The sequence below is a fragment of the Vibrio sp. 10N.286.51.C3 genome, assembly GCF_003050065.1.
GTDB classification, from domain to species: Bacteria; Pseudomonadota; Gammaproteobacteria; order Enterobacterales; family Vibrionaceae; genus Vibrio; species Vibrio crassostreae.
In genome coordinates this window covers 1-19143 of sequence record NZ_PIGC01000008.1, presented here as the reverse complement: position 1 = coordinate 19143, position 19143 = coordinate 1, and the positions used below count along the sequence as shown (strand labels likewise).

At 43.9% G+C, this 19143-nt stretch carries 16 protein-coding genes and 1 pseudogene; 12 read left to right on the top strand and 5 right to left on the bottom strand.

Going from position 1 to position 19143, the window contains the following annotated elements:
* Positions 1 to 86 precede the first annotated feature (86 nt).
* Both CWO27_RS10365 and CWO27_RS10360 read left to right on the top strand, forming a co-directional pair.
* Positions 87 to 626, top strand: a complete 540-nt coding sequence (locus CWO27_RS10365; protein ID WP_017631131.1) for a YaeQ family protein — start codon at positions 87 to 89, stop codon at positions 624 to 626.
* Entirely contained in the window at positions 619 to 1218 is a 600-nt protein-coding gene (locus CWO27_RS10360) for a hypothetical protein (RefSeq protein WP_048659986.1), read from the top strand. The genes CWO27_RS10365 and CWO27_RS10360 overlap by 8 nt, the downstream gene beginning before the upstream one ends.
* 473 nt (positions 1219 to 1691) lie before the next feature.
* On the opposite strand, the gene folE is transcribed toward CWO27_RS10360, so the two are convergent.
* A complete protein-coding gene (gene folE, locus CWO27_RS10355; RefSeq protein ID WP_048659985.1) occupies positions 1692 to 2345 on the bottom strand; it encodes a GTP cyclohydrolase I FolE in 654 nt (217 codons plus the stop codon).
* A 216-nt stretch (positions 2346 to 2561) separates the two neighbouring features.
* On the opposite strand from folE, the gene moeA reads away from it, so the two are divergent.
* The 7 genes from moeA to CWO27_RS10320 all read left to right on the top strand — a co-directional run bounded on the left by moeA (position 2562) and on the right by CWO27_RS10320 (position 11616).
* Positions 2562 to 3797 carry a molybdopterin molybdotransferase MoeA gene (gene moeA / locus CWO27_RS10350; protein ID WP_048662565.1) on the top strand — a complete coding sequence of 412 codons (1236 nt, stop codon included), beginning with the start codon at positions 2562 to 2564 and terminating at the stop codon, positions 3795 to 3797.
* A 12-nt stretch (positions 3798 to 3809) separates the two neighbouring features.
* Positions 3810 to 4559, top strand: coding sequence for a molybdopterin-synthase adenylyltransferase MoeB (gene moeB, locus CWO27_RS10345; RefSeq protein ID WP_048662564.1), 750 nt, complete (start codon positions 3810 to 3812; stop codon positions 4557 to 4559).
* 253 nt (positions 4560 to 4812) lie between these two features.
* The gene (locus CWO27_RS10340) at positions 4813 to 6948 is read left to right on the top strand and encodes an LruC domain-containing protein (protein WP_102432964.1); all 2136 of its coding nucleotides are present in this window, start codon (positions 4813 to 4815) and stop codon (positions 6946 to 6948) included.
* An 11-nt stretch (positions 6949 to 6959) separates the two neighbouring features.
* Complete coding sequence (locus tag CWO27_RS10335) at positions 6960 to 7568, top strand: hypothetical protein (RefSeq protein WP_102432963.1); 609 nt, start codon at positions 6960 to 6962, stop codon at positions 7566 to 7568.
* A 161-nt stretch (positions 7569 to 7729) separates the two neighbouring features.
* The gene (locus CWO27_RS10330) at positions 7730 to 8044 is read left to right on the top strand and encodes a hypothetical protein (protein ID WP_102432962.1); all 315 of its coding nucleotides are present in this window, start codon (positions 7730 to 7732) and stop codon (positions 8042 to 8044) included.
* 35 nt (positions 8045 to 8079) lie between these two features.
* Complete coding sequence (locus CWO27_RS10325; protein ID WP_102432961.1) at positions 8080 to 8928, top strand: sulfurtransferase; 849 nt, start codon at positions 8080 to 8082, stop codon at positions 8926 to 8928.
* Between the two features lie 384 nt (positions 8929 to 9312).
* Positions 9313 to 11616, top strand: coding sequence for a putative bifunctional diguanylate cyclase/phosphodiesterase (locus CWO27_RS10320; protein ID WP_107898936.1), 2304 nt, complete (start codon positions 9313 to 9315; stop codon positions 11614 to 11616).
* A 109-nt stretch (positions 11617 to 11725) separates the two neighbouring features.
* Here the strand turns inward: CWO27_RS10320 and CWO27_RS10315 are convergent, their stop codons facing one another.
* Genes CWO27_RS10315 through CWO27_RS10305 form a run of 3 tightly spaced genes read right to left on the bottom strand, consistent with a single transcriptional unit; the run spans position 11726 to position 14970 of the window.
* Entirely contained in the window at positions 11726 to 12886 is a 1161-nt protein-coding gene (locus CWO27_RS10315; protein WP_065676218.1) for a patatin-like phospholipase family protein, read from the bottom strand.
* Positions 12886 to 13896 (bottom strand): DUF2955 domain-containing protein, encoded by a 1011-nt coding sequence (locus CWO27_RS10310; protein WP_048659976.1) that lies wholly within the window; start codon positions 13894 to 13896, stop codon positions 12886 to 12888. The genes CWO27_RS10315 and CWO27_RS10310 overlap by 1 nt, the downstream gene beginning before the upstream one ends.
* Before the next feature lie 9 nt (positions 13897 to 13905).
* Complete coding sequence (locus CWO27_RS10305; protein ID WP_102432959.1) at positions 13906 to 14970, bottom strand: HlyD family secretion protein; 1065 nt, start codon at positions 14968 to 14970, stop codon at positions 13906 to 13908.
* Between the two features lie 99 nt (positions 14971 to 15069).
* Here CWO27_RS10305 and CWO27_RS10300 point away from each other — a divergent pair, with 99 nt between their 5' ends.
* A complete protein-coding gene (locus CWO27_RS10300; RefSeq protein ID WP_102432958.1) occupies positions 15070 to 15948 on the top strand; it encodes a LysR family transcriptional regulator in 879 nt (292 codons plus the stop codon).
* Positions 15949 to 16074: 126 nt separating this feature from the next.
* On the opposite strand, the gene CWO27_RS10295 is transcribed toward CWO27_RS10300, so the two are convergent.
* Positions 16075 to 17070: a sugar-binding transcriptional regulator gene (locus CWO27_RS10295; RefSeq protein WP_107898935.1), complete on the bottom strand. Its 996-nt coding sequence runs from the start codon at positions 17068 to 17070 to the stop codon at positions 16075 to 16077.
* A gap of 459 nt (positions 17071 to 17529) precedes the next feature.
* Here CWO27_RS10295 and tal point away from each other — a divergent pair, with 459 nt between their 5' ends.
* Together tal and CWO27_RS10285 are read left to right on the top strand one after the other, a co-directional pair.
* Positions 17530 to 18480: a transaldolase gene (gene tal / locus CWO27_RS10290; protein ID WP_102432957.1), complete on the top strand. Its 951-nt coding sequence runs from the start codon at positions 17530 to 17532 to the stop codon at positions 18478 to 18480.
* An 87-nt stretch (positions 18481 to 18567) separates the two neighbouring features.
* A pseudogene (locus tag CWO27_RS10285) lies at positions 18568 to 19143 on the top strand (transketolase); the annotation flags it as partial.

Sequence of the window (19143 nt, the reverse complement as noted above, 5' to 3'; positions counted from 1 at the left end):
AGCCTCTGCTGGCTATTTTTTTACCCGCTATTCAGAGATTTAAGGTAATATTCCCCTTCACTATTTCTACCTAAGACACCCTCTCAATGGCTCTTAAACCGACAATCTATAAGTTTCGTATCTCTTTAACTGATATGAATCGCGACTATTACGACTCTTTTAATCTAACGGTTGCACAACACCCTTCGGAAACAGAACAGCGAATGATGGCTCGAATCATGGCTTTCTGTATCAATGCCTCTCCTGAACTTGAGTTCACCAAAGGGTTGTCTAGCATTGAAGAACCCGATTTATGGCAGAAGTCGTTAGATGATCAAATCCTAGAATGGGTTGATGTCGGCGAACCCGATCCAGAGCGTGTTAAGAAGGCAACTCGTCTATCGAAATCAGTTCGCGTATTCAGCTTCAACACTAAATCAAATGTTTGGTGGGAACAGAACAAAGGCAAATTCGGTTATCTAAAAGCTCAAATCGTTCGTCTAGACAACGATGGTATTGAGCAGCTTGCAGCGATGACACAACGCACGATGGATCTTTCTGTCATGCTGACAGGCAACTCTGCTTTCGTTAATAGCGATACACAATCAGCAGAAGTCACATGGGAAGAGCTGCAGAGTAATGACTGAGCTTCCAACCAGTAATCAGCAAAAGCTTGAAGCAAACCAACAAGCTAAAACCAGACTTCACGTTTGTTTGAAGGAGTCTGGCTTAGACTCAGTAACTGCGATTGCGACAGGTTTTGAGAAAGAGCTAACGTCTTTTATTGACGAAAATCATGCCCTGTTTAAACACGCTTGCGAGAACAAACCGGACAACTCTGCACGTCAGACGTTGCTTGGTCTGCTAACTAAAGTACATATCGATGTAAGCTATCGCTTTGAAAGTAATAAAGAAGCGAATGAGGCGATGCAAAATGTATTCGATAATACAGTGGGCACTGAACATAGCGACAAGTTTCAAAACTCTAACGCCCAACAGTTAAAACTAGTCACGCATTTGTGGTTATTCATTCAAGGACGACTAGGAATGGATTACAGCCTAGCCAATGATCATGCTGCTGCGACCGCAACATTACTGTCTCGCCTTTCGAGAAATACTGATGACGAGATTCGAGTCGAGTTCATGGGCAGCTTTTATGATGGCTTGAACCTCTATCAAGCTGAGAACAAACCATCAGGTTTTGTTCATCGCTTTAAGCGTTTGTTTAATCTTACTTAAGCATTCCACCAGCAGTTGTTTCTAGTTACGCTCTATATTTTCGATAGAGCGTACTTTTCCTCTTCAGCCCCAAAAGATTCCCTATTACGCTCGTTCCTCGCTTTAGGGAATGACGAATATGACTGAGTCGCTCACTCTGCAAGATCGGCAGCGCGTGCTTCTAAAAGGCTGACAATAGAATACAAACTGAACCTCCACCCTCGTATTTTCCCTTATGAGCAAACCGATCTTCTCCGTCATCCCCAAGAAGGAGGAACGACTGAATCGGGGATCTCATACAAAATCAGAAAACAGCGCAGACAAACAGATTCCTTACTCGCTCCTTCTTCACTCTCGGTAATGACAACATTCGCAGTCATGCAGTTAACTTTATTACAGGCACAAAAAAGCCCCGCAGGAAGCGAGGCTTAGAATATTTTTAACGAACATCAATTTACAGAGGCTAAATCGCGTCCATCAAATAACGCAACGTATTAACGTAGGCCGTGTAAGAATTCGTGGCGCGTTGCTGGGTTTGATCTGAAGATACCACCCAATGCGGTTGTCGTCGTTTCGCTAGTTGCGTCCATTACACCACGTGATTTCACGCAGTAGTGAACCGCATCCATGGTTACAGCAACATCATCGGTTTCTAATAGCGTTTGCAATGCAACAAGGATCTGCTGTGTCATGCGCTCTTGAACTTGCGGGCGCTGAGCAAAGAATCGAACAATACGGTTAATCTTTGAAAGGCCGATGATTTTCCCACGCGGGATATAAGCGACCGCTGTTTTACCATCAATCGTCACTAAGTGGTGCTCACAAGTACTGGTCACGGTAATATCTTTTACACGTACCATCTCACGAACGCCCATCTTGTTTTCAATTACCGTAATTTTAGGGAAATTGGCGTAATCCAAACCAGAGAAAATTTCATCCACGTACATTTTAGCAATACGTTGTGGTGTTTCTTCCAAACTATCGTCTGTAAGATCAAGTTCAAGGAGAGTTAGAATCTCACGCATATGGTGTTCGATTCGTTCCTTTTTCTCTTCTCGGCTAACCTGATTAGGACGCATTGGTGTCTCTAATCCGCGGCTTGCTAGCGCATCTTTAACCAACTTCGCTGATTCGCTAAGACCTGACATTGAACTTCCTCTTTTATTGCCCCTTCTGGATGGCAAACAAGGATACTCGGAATTTTGAATAAATACACCCATATTTTAAGGGAGGTCATTATTTACGGGGGTTAAACTATGCTAAAGTGGCTGCAATTTCGTTGGTAAATAGTATTAATTTGATCATTATTGAATCACTGCTGCCAACCACCAAATCAAAATAATAACGACCAAAGGATTTCAATTATGGGCTGTTGCGACGCTCCCGGCTTAATGCCAATTGAAGAAGCACTAGACAAGCTGCTATCACCAATCAAACCAATCCAAACGACTTTATCTCTGCCTCTTGCTGAAGCATTAGGTTATGTCCTTGCTGAAGATATTCTTTCCCCTATTTTCGTACCTCCCTTTGACAACTCAGCAATGGACGGCTATGCACTGCGCTTAGCAGACCTTGAAAACGGTAAAATGCTGCCTTTAGCGGGTAAGTCTTTTGCAGGTCAACCTTTTGAAGGTGAATGGCCAGCAAATACCTGTATTCGCATTATGACTGGCGCAAAGATCCCGGAAGGGTGCGACGCCGTAATCATGCAAGAAAACACGGTTGAAACTGACGCTGTCATTGAGATTCAACAAGACGACATCAAGCTGAACAATAACATTCGTCCTACTGGTGATGACATCAAGCAGGGTGATATCGTACTTAGCCGCGGTGAACGTTTAACACCTCGTGATATTCCAATGATTGCTTCACTGGGTGTAAGCCACGTTACAGTACTACACAAGCCTAAAGTCGCGTTCTTCTCTACTGGCGATGAACTAAAACCATTAGGCCAGCCTCTTGAAGACGGTCAGATCTACGACAGCAACCGCTACGGCATTAAACCGCTGATTGAAGCGTTTGGTTGTGAAGCTATCGACCTAGGTATCATCCCAGATTGCCCTGCAACGCTTAAAGAGACGTTCGAGAAAGCACAGCAAATAGCAGACGTGGTTGTGACTTCTGGTGGCGTAAGCGTTGGCGAAGCTGATTACACGAAAGACATTCTTGAAGAACTGGGGCAAATCGGTTTTTGGAAACTTGCAATCAAACCCGGTAAACCGTTCGCATTTGGTGAGTTGGATAACGCGTGGTTCTGTGGCCTACCGGGTAACCCAGTATCAGCGATGATGACGATGTACGTACTGGTTCAACCTATGCTGGCTAAGCTTGCGGGTCATACCGCGTGGACAGCACCAGAATCTATTCCTGCTATCACCAAGTCTGCATTCAAAAAAGGCCCAGGCCGTACTGATTACCAACGTGGCATCTACTCGATTGAAAACGGTCAGTTTGTCGTAGAAACAACCGGTAACCAAAGCTCTGGCGCTTTCCGCTCAATGAGTTTAGCAAACTGCTTTGTGGTACTAGAGCGCGAACGCGGTCGTGTTGAAGTTGGTGAAACGGTTCAGATCCAACTGTTTAACTCGACGCTTTACTAACGAGGCTCACTGATGGAAATACTGTCTGACACAGAGATGCTTCGCTACAACCGCCAAATCATCCTTAAGCAGTTTGATTTTGAAGGCCAAGAAGCGCTAAAGCAGAGCTCAATCTTAGTATTAGGGGCTGGAGGCTTAGGTTGTGCCTCTGCTCAATACCTTGCGACCGCGGGGATTGGTAAGCTGACACTGATCGACGATGATATTGTCGAGCTTTCAAACTTACAGCGACAAGTCCTTCACGCCGATGCTGACATTGGTAAGAAGAAAGTCGATTCTGCCGCTGAGTCGCTGCAGGTATTGAACCCTCATCTGACAATTGAAACTGTCGACCACAGGCTTGATGATCAAGCGCTTGCAAAGTTGATTGAAACTCACTCTCTTGTTCTTGATGCCAGTGACAACGTCGAAACACGTAATCAGTTGAACCGCCTATGTTACGCATCGAAAACACCATTAGTCTCTGGTGCTGCGATTCGAATGGAAGGTCAGATTAGCGTATTCACTTATCAAGACGCCGACGCGCCGTGTTATCAGTGCTTGAGTGCTCTATTCGGCAACGCCGCACTAAGCTGTGTTGAAGCGGGTGTAATGGCACCTGTTGTTGGCATGGTAGGCGCGGCGCAAGCTCTAGAAGCGATTAAGGTGATTGCTAAATTCGGGCAACCAAAGCAAGGCAAGCTTTTGATACTCGATGCGATGTCGCACAGCTGGCGTGAGATGAATTTGATGAAAATGCCTAATTGCTCGGTGTGTGGATAGACTAAACCATCCTCCTCTTATCGAGAGCCTAAGCCTTGACTATAAGTCAGGGCTTTTGTATTCCTGAAGTTTAGCTTCTACTCAGGGTTATCAATTTGAAATAATTATTAAGGGATTAGTTTCATTTGAATTCTCATTTTGAGAAAACAACAAGAACTTGAATTATCAAAAATAAAAACATATAAAATCATAAGCTTAAAAATGGCACATTACTTGACTAAGTATCTAGACCTTCCATCACAAGGATGTAGATATGAGAATTACAACGTTAAGTTTGCTATTAAGCGCGCCACTGGTCGCCAACGCAGCGCCATTCGATACTTGCCCGAGTAAGGCATACCTCTTTCAATCCACCCCTGTGGAAGTTTGGGGCGTTAACCTAGTGACTGGTTCAACGACCCTTCTCGAAGACGACACGGGGATGAACGCTAACATCAATGGTGTCGGTTTCGACTTCGAAGACAGATACATCTACGGTTATGACACCACTAACAAGCGCTTGGTGCGCCTAGGCAAGGATTTCCAAGCAGAAGTCATCAACACCAGTGGACTGCCGACAGACCATACCTTCTATGTGGGTGACGTTTACGATCATGTTTACTACCTGTACCGCACTGGTAAAGGGCTCTTCACGGTTGATCTATCACCTTTGGATTCTGATCCAAATGCGACAGTTACCGTTAACAAAATCGCAGGCAGCCCAGCAACAGTGAAATTAACTGATTTCGCTTTCCACCCAAGCGATGGCTCTCTATATGGTATCGATAATAACTCTGGTGGCTTATACAGCTTCAACCCTACAACTGGTGCCGAAACCTATATCGGCGACACCGGCGAGTTAGGTACGTTCGGTGCTGGCTATTTTGATGTCAATGGCTACTACTACGTATCGCGAAATCAAGACGGTAAAATTTACCGTATCAACCTGTCTCCAGACAACGCTGCCAATATCGCGGCAGGTATTGTTCCAGCCGTTGAATTTGTTTCGAATGGCCCAGCTTCTGGTCAAAACGATGGTGCTCGTTGTGCCAACGCACCTGTTGTTGATGAAGATTCAAACATCGACTTCGGTGACGCGCCAGACAGCTACCTAACTCTACTAGCGAGTAATGGTCCTCGACATGAACTCGATGGTGTCACATGGTTAGGGACAGATGCACCAGATGCAGATCTGGATGGATACGTTTCTCCACAATCGGATGAAAGCGTCGGCATTGATGACGAATGGACGAATGGTGGTATCGGCTTCGTAACCGCACTTGAAGCTGGCCTCGATTCGAAAGTAATTATTGAAGCTTCAACAACGGGCTATCTTTCAGCTTGGATAGATTGGAACCAAGACGGCAGCTTCGACGGCGCCAACGAACAAGTCTTTACCGATTACTTATTGGCGGCCGGTGAGAACGACTTATTCTTAAATGTCGATATTAATGCCTTAACGGGTACCACTTGGGCTCGATTCAGATTCAGCCAACAAACTAACCTGAGCTACTTTGGTGGTTCTACCTCTGGTGAGGTGGTCGATATTCAAGTCGATGTTCTTAATGATGGCGCAACGGCTCGTTACTTCCCAAGTGCTTCTGGCTACGCCACCCTAGCGTATGAAGACAATTGGCCTTATAAAGCCGACTATGACATGAATGATGCCGTTATCATGTATCGCATCACTGAGATCTTAAAAGACGGTAAGGTTGTTAAGTCTACCATCGATGGTCGCCTAGCGGCTGTGGGGGCAACCTACAAAAATGGCTTTGCGATTCGCCTACCAAACCTTGCACCAAGCTCGGTAGATACCGTTAACTCATACATGAAACACAATGGCGTATTCACCGATTTAGGTATGGAAGACGGTCGTAGTGAAGCTATCTTTATCGCCGCTGAAGACTTGTCTGAAAAAGCGAATACTTCATGCGCCTTCTACCGTACAAGCAACGCTTGTAAAGAAGATGAACAGTTCGCATTCCAAATCGGTATCAACTTATCAGGCGACGGTGTGAGTACTGCGTCATGGACAGACATGCCTTACGACCCCTTCATTTTTGCAACACCGGGCTACTATCACGGCGACAACCTACCGATGCACCCAGGGCGTAGTTGGGAAGTTCACTTGCCAGACCAAGCACCAACCGAGGCCTTTGACACTGTGAACCTATTTGATTCTGGAATCGGTGTTGATGATAGCGACCCAGCAACAGGTAAATATTTCAAAACAGCAGAAAACCACCCTTGGGCACTGATTATCACGTCAACAGAAGAGTGGGAATGGCCACAAGAATACGTTGATATCGTAACTGCTTACCCAGAGTTTAAGCAGTGGGCAGAGTCAGGTGGTGACAATAACCAAACTTGGTACACATCACCAGCAGACAACCAATGTTACGAGCCATAAGGAGAGACGTCATGAGTATCAAAGATAAACCTAATCGCGAACATCATAACGTTGAGTTGAGAAGCAACCTCTCTAAGGAAAATAATATGTCTGCACAAAGCTCTTGGAACATGAAGAAAACAATGACCGTAGTTTTAGCTACAGCCCCACTCCTACTAGCAGGTTGTGGTGGGGGCGGAGGTGGCGGTGGTGGCAGCACGGCTTCTCCTTCACCATCATCACCGGCGACACCTGCAACGCCAGTAACTGCAACGCCATCACCGTCTCCAGTAGCCAGTGCAGCAGCGGAACCAACTTACACTATGAGTGATTTAGTGGTACCCGATGGTTTTGATTACAGCTCTGTAGAGCAGTTTGATATCGACATCGACATCAGTAGTATTTCAACAGACCGTTCATTTGTTACCGTGTATAGCCGTTTTAGTGCTCGTGACGACTCGACATTGAAACCAGACTACTCAAGCAAAGTGATTGCAGGATCATTAAACAATGGTGTGTTCGCCTCTAACTTCTCTAGCCCAGTCAACCACGATTCACTTCTTGTTGAGATTTGGTTTTACGATGGGCAGCCACCTCTACAAAAAGTAGTATCGAGCAGCAACTCTCAGATCGTGTGGTAATGAAAGTTTAGCTTCGAATATCAGCAACTAAAAGTGAGCAGCAATGCTCACTTTTTTAATCGCCCCACACTAATAACAGCGAAAATTATCTGATAGGCGTTCATTCACTTTACTTCGAATCTAACTTATATTTTCAAGATAACCTTCAAAGACTTACTCTCATGAAACAGTTAAAAATAGGTCTACTTATATTAATGTGTGGTGTCGGCGTATTAGTTGCTCTTACCCATTTCCCGTTAACGTCACAGACGGGGCAACGTATTGAAGCCAAAGTGATTTCTAACACGCTCACTCAGTCACTAGACGGACATAGGCGCTACCTCACGGTTGAAACTCAAAACAACGAGATATTTCGCGTTTCCATTCCACCAACAACAGACTGCCCTCTTGATTCTGTGGTCGCGCTTGATACATTAAACAATCAAATAACCGGACAAAGCAGCTATCAGTTCATCCACTGTAGAACAGCGCCTTAGTCGTCGATATAACAACAAGAATGGATATAAGAAGAATGACTCAGCCACTCATTTCACCAGAACAACTTCAACAACGTTTGCTAGAAGAAAACAACATTATAATCCTAGATGCCAGTATCGAATTTCAGATCCCAAGTGAGTCAGAAAAGATCAAAGGACAAATGATTCCTGGGGCTATTCGTTTTGACTACAATAAAGACTTTTGTAACAAGCACACTTTGCTTCCTCACATGTTCCCGACCGAAAAACACTTCAACACTCGCGCAAAAGAAATTGGCATCAATCAAGACAGTACGGTTGTGGTTTACGATAACTCAGGAACCTTCGCATCCCCTCGTGCGTGGTGGATGTTTATGGCAATGGGACACAACGACGTATACATCTTAGATGGCGGTTTGCCAGCTTGGATCGAAGCCAGTTACGCGACCGAGACTGACTATCGAACCGAAGTAAAAGTGGGTGATTTTGAAGGCAATATTCAAGACAACTATTTTGTTACTGCTCAGCAGATTGAAGGTTACTCCACTGCCAAAAGCGCAAACATTGTCGATGCTCGTTCTCAAGCTCGCTTCGATTCAGAAGTTCCTGAGCCACGTGAAGGCTTACGTAGTGGCCATATACCGAATTCGATTTGCCTACCATTTGCCCAAGTGCTCGATAACGGTAAGTTAAAGCCTCAAGAAGAGCTCGTCGATATCTTTTCAACGTTGCAATTAACCCCTTCTCAGCCGATGTTCTTTAGTTGTGGTTCTGGAGTAACAGCCTGCATCATATTATTAGCCGCTAAACTGGCCGGATATTCAGGTGAAATGGGCGTTTATGATGGCTCATGGACTGAATGGGGCGCTAACGAGAAATTACCCATCACTGTGACTAAAAGGTAATTCAACTTCGCTTAATGCCACTGTTAGAATATACTGCGCATGCATAAAGAGCTTACTCGTAGTGATGACTTAACGTCTCACACAGTAAGCTCTTTGCTTTGCGGTAATGCTACGTCGTTTGAAAACAAATCTGGATTTACTCGGTTGCTTTTTAATCTATAGCGATTTATTGACCATAAACCGTGATTAATCTTGGGTAAATCGTTATCAATGTGGTGAATAATAATATTTCACTCAAGAATCTCTGCTCGTAGTCGTTACACTATTTAATCATTGATACTGTCATCATTGATGTTTGTATCTTTCGTTGCACGAATCACGCTGACGACCCAATAGTTTGTCACTTGCACTCTGTTAAAAGTAGTAACCAACAAAAGGCATCTCATGGCTCTATTTAAGAAAAATATCTGGTCGCTGTACGCGTTGATCGTACTACTGACCCTGATACTTTTCGCCGCGTTGGGCGTAACTAAATGGCAAGCCAACAGAGATGACTTCACCCAACAACAACATATCCAAGTCGAGCTTTTTTCTAGCTCTGTAAGCTCACTCTTGACCAGTCAAGAGGCACTGCTTGAAGTGGTTGGGCACCAACTCGCCCAGCAGTCTGACTTCACTCGTACTGCCTCCATTCAAATTCGACCAATACTGGATAAACTGCTAGATACTCACCCTGCGATTGCAGCGTTTGGCTTGTTGAACACCGACGGTGACTACCTCTCGATCAGCTCAAATCTCCAACTTGCGAATCAAAGGAACTTGCTTCAATACGCGCCAACGAAAGACTCCTTTTTAGACGCCCTATCAAGCAGTAGCATGGTGCTTGGCCGTACCTATTTTCAAGAGTCGTTGAATAGCTTGGTTATCCCGCTGAGAAAATCCATTTCGATCGATGGTAATAAAATCGATGCAGTAATGACCGCAGGGCTGCGGTTAGACGCCACGATCGTATTTGAAAATAATGCTCACGCCGGAAGTTTCAATACACTAAGCCTGATCAGAACAGACAGTTATCGCCAGTTTTATTCGAGTGATATCGAATCTGAGAGTGCATATTCCTCTCCAGTAGGCAAAGATGTCCTACAACGTATTGCACGGACCTTTACCGACCACTTCGGAATCAGCGTGCAAGAAGCGATGAATGGGCAAGAAACCTACTCTTTTGTCGTCGACGATGAACAATACCACTCTTTAATGAGCGCAAAATACATCCCAAACTACAAATTATGGGTGGTTGGACGCACGGATCTAACTCACGTTGATAGCATATTTATACAAGAGTTCAGCATTCTTTTCGTTGCCTTTATTTTTCTTCAATTTGGTTTCTACTTTTTGGTTAAGTCGATTGCCAAGAATGAACAGCGCACTCGTAGCCAACTCATTTATCAGGCTAACCATGATCCATTAACCTCTCTACCAAACCGCTTGTACATGCGTAAAAATATTGGTAAATGGATTGAGGATGAGTCAGAGCAGTTCTCGCTGTTGTTTATTGATATCGATAACTTTAAATGTGTCAATGATACCCACGGACACGACTTCGGCGACAAGGTGCTCAAACAAATAGCTTTGCGTTTGATGCGATTCCGATCTCGACTCAGCCTCTTAGTACGTGAATCAAGCGATGAGTTTTTGTTCTTAACGCCATTGTCGAATGAAGCTGAGGTAAAACGACTCGCCAAGCGTATTATTGAAGTACTTTCTCAACCTTATGAAGTTGAAAGCGCTCAGTTTTTGTTAGGTTGCAGCATCGGCGTAGCTCGTTTCCCTGAACACGGGAAAGATCTAGACAGTTTATTACGTTCTGCCGATATTTCGATGTACAAAGCGAAACAACAGCAAAACTCATACAGTATTTTCACAACGGAAATGCAAGATGCGCACCTCTACAAAATGAAAGTAGAACAAAGGCTACGCATCGCTATCGAGAAACAAACGCTGTTCATGGTTTTTCAACCGCTAGTTCGTGCAAATGAAAGTATTCATGGTGTAGAAGCACTCGTTCGCTGGATTGATGACGAATTGGGTTTTGTACCGCCAGATGTCTTCATACCGGTTGCTGAGAACACAGGCTTAATGCAAAAACTGGGTACTTTTATTATTGAGTCCAGCATTATGCAGATCGCCCACTTGCACAGAACAACGGAACAAAAGATCGGGCTGTCGATCAACATATCAGTTCGTCAGTTTTCTCATCAATCTTTCTCTGAGCACCTGTTCGCGACACTAGAAAAGTATCAACTCTCTCCTAGCTGTTTAACGCTAGAAATTACAGAGAGCTTGTTCATTGAAGATGTAACTTTAGTGAAACCGACTTTTGAAGCCCTCAAAGAGAAGAATATAAAGATCTCTTTAGATGATTTCGGTACTGGCTATTCATCACTGAGTATGTTGAAAGCACTCCCTATCGATGAACTTAAGATCGATAAAAGCTTTATTGAAAATATTGCGGTGGATCAGCAATCATTAACTATGGTTCAAAACATCATAGCAATCGGCAAGAACTTTGGCATGGTGGTATTGGCTGAAGGCGTAGAATCAAACGAACACTTCGCGATTCTAAAGGCGTGTGGATGTGACTTAATGCAAGGCTATTACTTCTCTCGCCCTATTCCTTACGATGAGCTGTGTGAGTTTTTATCTCCAGATTTAGCAAAGGAAGTCGAGCTGACAAAATCCGAAAGTTAACGAGTAGCGTCACGATTCAAACCTCTAGACATTGGCTGAATCAAGCAGATGGGGAAAGTAGATTTACATCTATGCTTCCCCAAAAACCATAGATGCATTTAAAGCTCACTCAATCTGGATTCGGTAAATTTTGGCTCCATAAGTCACTCTCTATCTTTTTTTGATATCCGTACGCAAACAACTTTTGCATATACTCTAGGCTAAACGAGTTAAGGTTATCTTTCGAAAAATCATCGTCTATGTAAGCAAGATGAAAGCCAATCTGATTTCGCTCACTGTAATTATAGATATGTTCTATATCACCAATACTTTGCCGGCGAATCAAAATCGATAAAGCACGGTAAGAGACTGACGCTAAACCATTTTCCACTTCTTCGAATTCTGGCTTCAGGAAACCATTACGTATGACGTAGATGTTCCTTTTTACGTCTCTTGACGTTGACGCCAAAGGTGTTTGAAAACCTTGAGGAATGAGAAACACTTGTCGTGACACGCCACCATCTACATGCAACTCATCTAGCGTTCCTCCTTCATAAGGCAACACAATTCGAGTCGCAGGGAACAGGCCTGGTACAGCACTACTCGCGATAATAATATCTTGAATCAAATACTGTGCTTCAGGCGTACCGATCTGCGCTATTTTTCCAATGTCCCAAATTGCCATTTTTTGATTATCTAAACTGGTTGTTGCTATCAGCAATAACCGCCCTTTACTTCTCTCAAGAGCAAGCTGATTAAGCATAGTGACATCGACAGCGTGACGCACTTTGCGTTCAAAGCCACTCACATCCACCATTGAGTTACGAAAAGGTAACTTAAAAATCGAGTTACGCTTAAACATCTCTTCAGCTGACGTTCTCGTATAGTAGTACTCTAGTGCTTGATCGTAATCACTTCCTAAAAAGGCAAACACCGACACAATTGCACCGGTTGAAACTCCCGTGACCACGTCGAACTCGGGTCGAGTACCGCTTTTGGTCCATGCATTCAAAACACCAGCAGAGAAAGCTCCATCAAACCCGCCCCCAGACAAAGCAAGATGATTCACCTGTCCAGACAGGTTACTGTGCTCAACTAATGAATCTATCGCGTTATCGATATCGTAATTATCAGCAGAGTTGACAGACTCATCCCAAAATCTCAACCCAGGAGTATTAAGGGGATTTATCTGCTCAGACTTTAAGGAGATGTTTCGCTCAGGGGTTTGCGCGCACCCAGACGTGACGAGTATCAGTAACAGCGTAATAACTACCGCATAATGTGGCGTCATTATCGTTTCTCTTTCAAACTTGGGGAGTTATCTAACGCTTTATATTCAAGTATTTTTTGCATCAACAAAATAAATAAAGCGCTGACGACAACTGCAATAAAAATTGAACTAAACCTATATAAAATAGAAAAAATAGCGTCTTGCTCACTTGGGGTTAAAGCAGTTGTCAAAGGTACCGTTAATGAAGCCATCCCGGCAGAGGCAACGGCAGATTTTAATTTACCTTGTGTGTGCCAATAACAGAATGGCCCCATAGCAATTGTGAATAATAACCAATACAAAATTGCATTTTCGTACCATGGTCCAAGAATCAATTGCACAGCCAATCCTGTAATACAGCCCAGCGCTGTACCAATCACTCTCACTTTGGCCATTTGCACTGCACCTGAACAAGTTAAAGGTGCCAAAATTACAAGTATTGATGCGTATGCAGCCGATGAGTCATAAAGATCAACAACTTGAAATACGATAAAAGACAGCATCACGACAACCCAAATCACCATGATTTGCGTTGCATCGTACTGAATAGGCAGTGCTGTTTCTTCTGGCTGTTGGTTCTTGTCTGTCGCGTCCGGGAATAACCAATATGCCATAGAGCAGATAACAATATTCATAAAGCAATACACGCCAATCGTGATTGATATTTCTTCTATATCGATAAAGTCGTAACTACTTAGATGCAATAAAATAGATATCGCAATCAATCCCATATACCCGATAATAAAGGTTTGTTTTTTTGTCATCGCAATACATTTAAAGAGAAATACTCCCGCTACAGCGATCAACAAAGCAAAGGGATAACTTCCGAAAGCTCCCCATAGTAAATTAGCCTGAATTATTGACCAAAGTGCACTAGCCGCAATGATCAACAACAGAGGTAGGTTCAAGCTATCACTTAGGCTAAGTATAAAAAGGGGCAGCAGAATCGCCAAAAAGCCCAGTTCCCAGCCCATACTCATACTTATGGCTAAACCGAATGAACAACCAAACCATATTCGAAACGTCTTCATCGCGACCGCCTAATAGATGAAATGAAACCAGCTAACCAAACGGATACGCATCTTAGCGACAAACCCCCAAAAGCGATTATCGTTTGAGTACAAGGCTAACGTCGCTCTAGAACCAACAAATAGTGGGCTCGGCAACACACCGTCACTCTGTAGATTAATTCTTGTTCGTTGCGCATCGCGTACCCAACGGTTATTCCCTTCAATTTGAGTTAACGTACCGTTTGGGGTTTGGTGAGCGGAAGCAACACCTAAATCTCGGCTCGCGACGCGATAGTCAAATATCTGTCCGGGATGAGCATCAAACGTAACAAGCGCTCGATAGCTTTCTTGAACATGCGCCACAGACTTTTCTCTAAAATCAGCCGCGACCCACATAGAACCATCAGATATTAATGTAATCAACGGCATATTGGCTGTCGCCATTGCTCCAACTTCTAAACGTAGGTTAGTAACGACACCATCGCTTTGTGAACGTACTGTGGTATTCATTAAATCAAGCTGTGCTTGCTTAACTCTATTTTCAGCCAGCAATACATCAGTTGTTGGCTGACCCGCTTCTCCTAAACGAGCGACCAAAGTGCTAAGGTTATGCTTTTCAATCTCAAGTACCGAGCTTGCAACTTGGTACTGTTTAAAAACATTGTCTAGATATGATGCCGACACTGCTTGATTTTTGGCAAGCTCGGCAATTCGTAGATAGTCTGTTTGTGCATTTTTATAACTGGCTTCGGCCCTAGATATGCTCGCTATCGCCATCTTTTTCTGAGCATATAAAGAACGTTCTTGTTCTTTTGCCGCTTTCAATGATAACTCAGCTTGCTCCAGCGCTATTTGGTATCGACTCGAGTCCAGTTCGAATAGCACGTCGCCCTTTTCAACCACCTCATTGTTCTCAACGAATACTCGTATGACTCGACTTGTCACCTCTGGCGCTATCTGCACAACTTGTCCATAAACACGTCCTTCTGTTGTGAAAGGAGCTCGACGATCCGCGATAATTAAATACACAAATAAGACAACAAATACGCTACCCAAAATTTTCATAGTGCGCTTAAATACTTGCTTTTGCTTCATGCTACATCCTAACCGAAAAGATTTTTGTGCAATTATAGTCATAATAAAATCTATCTGGTATGCTCATAAAGAGCCCACACTTGAGCTAAAAATAGGACAATGAAAGCAAGTTTTGACGATATCAGACTATTTTCCCAAGTCGTACTTCATGGAGGGATCAGTGCTGCAGCTAAGGCAAATAATATGCAGCGCTCAAAGGTCAGCCGCCGCTTAAAAGCGTTAGAATCCTCTCTAGGTACAGAGCTCTTGATTCGTACCACACGGAATATTGAACTAACTGGGGCTGGGAAGCACTTGTACGAATTGGTGGCTAAGCAGGTTTATCACATTGAGCAGGGAGTCGAAGCGTTGCAGGAAAGTCAGCGGGATTTCAATGGCCTATTGCGCCTAGCCATTCCGTCAGCTTTGATGAGTTCTAGTATTTTTAATTCCACTATCGAAGACTATTCAGCACAGTTTCCCAATGTGCAAATCGAAATTGAAAATTACCAAGATTCCGTGGACTTAAAGCGCCAGGGGCTTGACCTACAGATACTGCCTAATACCGTCGAGATCATCGACGATAGTTATGTTCAGTTTAGCTTGCTACATTATGGCTCAAGGCTCATCGCGACCAAACAGTACCTTGATAGTCATCCCTTCTGCGAAAGCTTAAATGACTTAAAGCTCCATCGTATTTTGTCCAATAGATACAGCGCTGACTTTCTTGATAAGTCCATTCAAATCCATTTAAAGTCCGACGATCTAAACCTTTTACTCAAGTTAGCGTTACAACACCAAGGGATTGCCTTTCTTCCAGATATCTATCTAACGCGATCAGGGGATGAATCCAACCTAGTACATGTTTTGCCAGAGGTTGTTTTCCCTAAATTAAGTTTGACCATGATCTACCCTTCCGCGAATTCGTTATCGAAAAAAACTCGCTCATTTATCGATCTGTTTAAGCTAAATCTAGAACAGAGTATGGCAGCAAATTAGTGAATCAAGCAGCGGGAAGGAAGTGATGTTTGTGATGTCATTAGAATTGTAGTGTCGTTGCTTTATAGAAAAAGGGAGTCGGTACTGGCTCCCTTTCATTCAATGACGATTATATTCTAGCGACTTTCATTTAAACTCAGCATGCTTCATTTGTTCATCTAGGTTAAGCACAGTCAATGCGTTACTTACACTAGTCGCAATCACGTCAACCACACCTGTTCTTAGTGCACCTAAGAGAGCTAATGGCTTACTGTTCTCTGCTGCGATAGCAATAACTTCCGCTATTGGGCGAAACTCCTCTAAGCCTAAGCCTATGACTCGATCACTCATTACTGTGTTTGCTGCTTTGCCGTGTACATCAAAAAAGTCATAACCCGCGAAGTCACCTACGACACCTTGTAATAAGCGAGACTGAACAACTTCACCCGCAGTAAACCAACCTAAGTCGACCATATAACTGTTTTCACTCATATCACCAATACCGACCAAAGCAACGTCTGCTTTTCTGGCTAGATCGAGTGTTTGCTTAACGGTACTGTTTTCCATGAATGCGGTTTTTTGTGCTTTGTTTTCTGCATAAGCGGGCGCATACAAGGTCTCAGACGAGCCGCCGTATTTTTTGGCTAACTGCCTACATATATGGTCGGCATTAAACATACCGCCTCTTGGGTGAATACCGCCGATACCACACACGAACTTACAATCACGAGGAGTAATTACACCAGTATGGTGAGCAACAGAAGATACGTTACGACCTTGGCCTACTGTCACCACCATGCCGTTTTTCAGTTTACTGGTTAGGTAGTTAGACACTAAACCTGCAACTTGAAGTCGCTGCTTCTCTTCGTTCGGTTGATCTAGTGCCACGAGCGCACGTTTCACACCAAAGCGCTCAATCAAGCGTTGTTCTATCTTGGCACTGAATACTGGATGGTACTTCACGGTGATCTCAACAATACCCTCGTCTCGGGCTTGTTTGAGCATTCGACCAACCTTTGCACGAGAGATAGAGTACTTTTTGGAGATCTCTTCTTGTGTCGCGCCATCCTGATAATAAGCTACCGCCACTTCAGTGAGGAGATCAGTGTTTTCTTCGGAAACATCTTGGATATTCTTACTCATATACCACGCAACCTATATTTAACAATTATTTTACCTGCTTTGAGAACAAATGTTCGATGCATCAGCAAGTGATACACAAGTTTACACCGTGAACATATGTAACAACAAGGAACATTTGTTCACAGTGATAGCCTTGGTTTTATTGTTGATTAATTCACCTCTCCATGCCCGTTAAACGTTTGCCTGCATACCCCATGATTACTAGAGCGAAATATATTTGACTGAAGTCACCATACAGGACTATTTACCGTTGACTTTGGTGCTAGATCGGATAAATATGGCTACATCATTTACTCATCGAACGATCAAATGTTCTGTGCAAATGTTCGTTCGGAGAAAAATTTAAATTAATGTAAGTTTGGCTCACTGGTACAACCATTGAGAACTTCATTAGTTAGCTTGCAAATGCCCACACCTCTCCCATTAATGAGGTGTTATGCGATACATAGGATGATCAAAATGAGCAATAAATTAGAGCAACTTCGTAAACTAACAACTGTTGTAGCTGACACTGGCGATATCGAAGCTATCAGCAAGTACACTCCTGAAGATGCAACAACTAACCCATCTCTAATTCTTAAAGCTGCTCAAATTGCTGAGTACGCACCTCTAATCGATGCTTCTATCGAATACGCTAAAGCGCAAAGCGATGACAAAGCACAGCAAGTTCAAGACACTTGCGACATGCTTAACGTAAACATCGGTAAAGAAATCCTGAAAGTTGTACCTGGCCGTATCTCTACAGAAGTAGATGCTCGTCTTTCTTACGACATGGAAGGCAGTGTTGCTAAAGCTCGTCAACTTATCAAAATGTACAACGACGCTGGCATCACTAATGACCGCATCCTTATCAAACTGGCTTCTACTTGGGAAGGCATCCGCGCAGCTGAAATCTTAGAGAAAGAAGGCATCAACTGTAACCTAACGCTTCTATTCTCTTTCGCTCAAGCTCGTGCTTGTGCTGAAGCTGGCGTATTCCTAATCTCTCCTTTCGTAGGTCGCATCATGGACTGGTACAAAGCGAAAGAAGGTCGTGATTTCCAAGCTTCAGAAGATCCAGGTGTAATCTCTGTTTCAGATATCTACAACTACTACAAAGACCACGGTTACAAGACTGTTGTTATGGGCGCAAGCTTCCGTAACATCGGCGAGATCCTTGAACTTGCTGGTTGTGACCGTCTAACTATCGCACCTCAACTTCTAGCAGACCTAGAAGCAGCAGAAGGCGAAGTAGTAGAGAAGCTAATCGACTCTAACGGTACTAAAGAGCGTCCAGCCGCGATGACTCACGCTGAGTTCCTATGGGATCACAACCAAGATGCAATGGCTGTTGAGAAGTTAGCTGAAGGCATCCGCAACTTCGCCGTTGACCAAGGCAAACTAGAAGACATGATCGCAGCTAAGCTGTAATCACTCTTACCAATTACAAATAGGGGAACGTTCAGTTCCCCTACTTTTATCAATTTTGTTTTTCTTAATTTTTATTCGGAAGTTCTTATGAATCGCAAACATCTAGCTAACGCTATTCGTGCTCTAAGCATGGACGGCGTACAACAAGCAAACTCTGGTCACCCAGGCGCACCTATGGGTATGGCTGACATCGCTGAAGTACTTTGGCGTTCTCACCTAAACCACAACCCAGCAAACCCAGAGTGGGCAGACCGCGACCGTTTTATCCTGTCTAACGGCCACGGCTCTATGCTGATTTACTCTCTGCTTCACCTTGCAGGTTACGAGCTTTCAATTGAAGATCTTAAGAACTTCCGCCAACTGCACTCTAAGACTCCAGGTCACCCTGAGTACGGTTACGCACCAGGTATCGAAACAACGACTGGTCCTCTAGGTCAAGGCATCACTAACGCTGTTGGTATGGCTATGGCAGAGAAAGCGCTAGCGGCACAGTTCAACAAAGAAGGCCACGACATCGTAGACCACTACACTTATGCATTCATGGGTGATGGCTGTCTGATGGAAGGTATCTCTCACGAAGCATGTTCTCTAGCGGGTACGCTAGGTCTTGGTAAGCTAGTTGCTTTCTGGGATGACAACGGTATCTCTATCGATGGTGAAGTG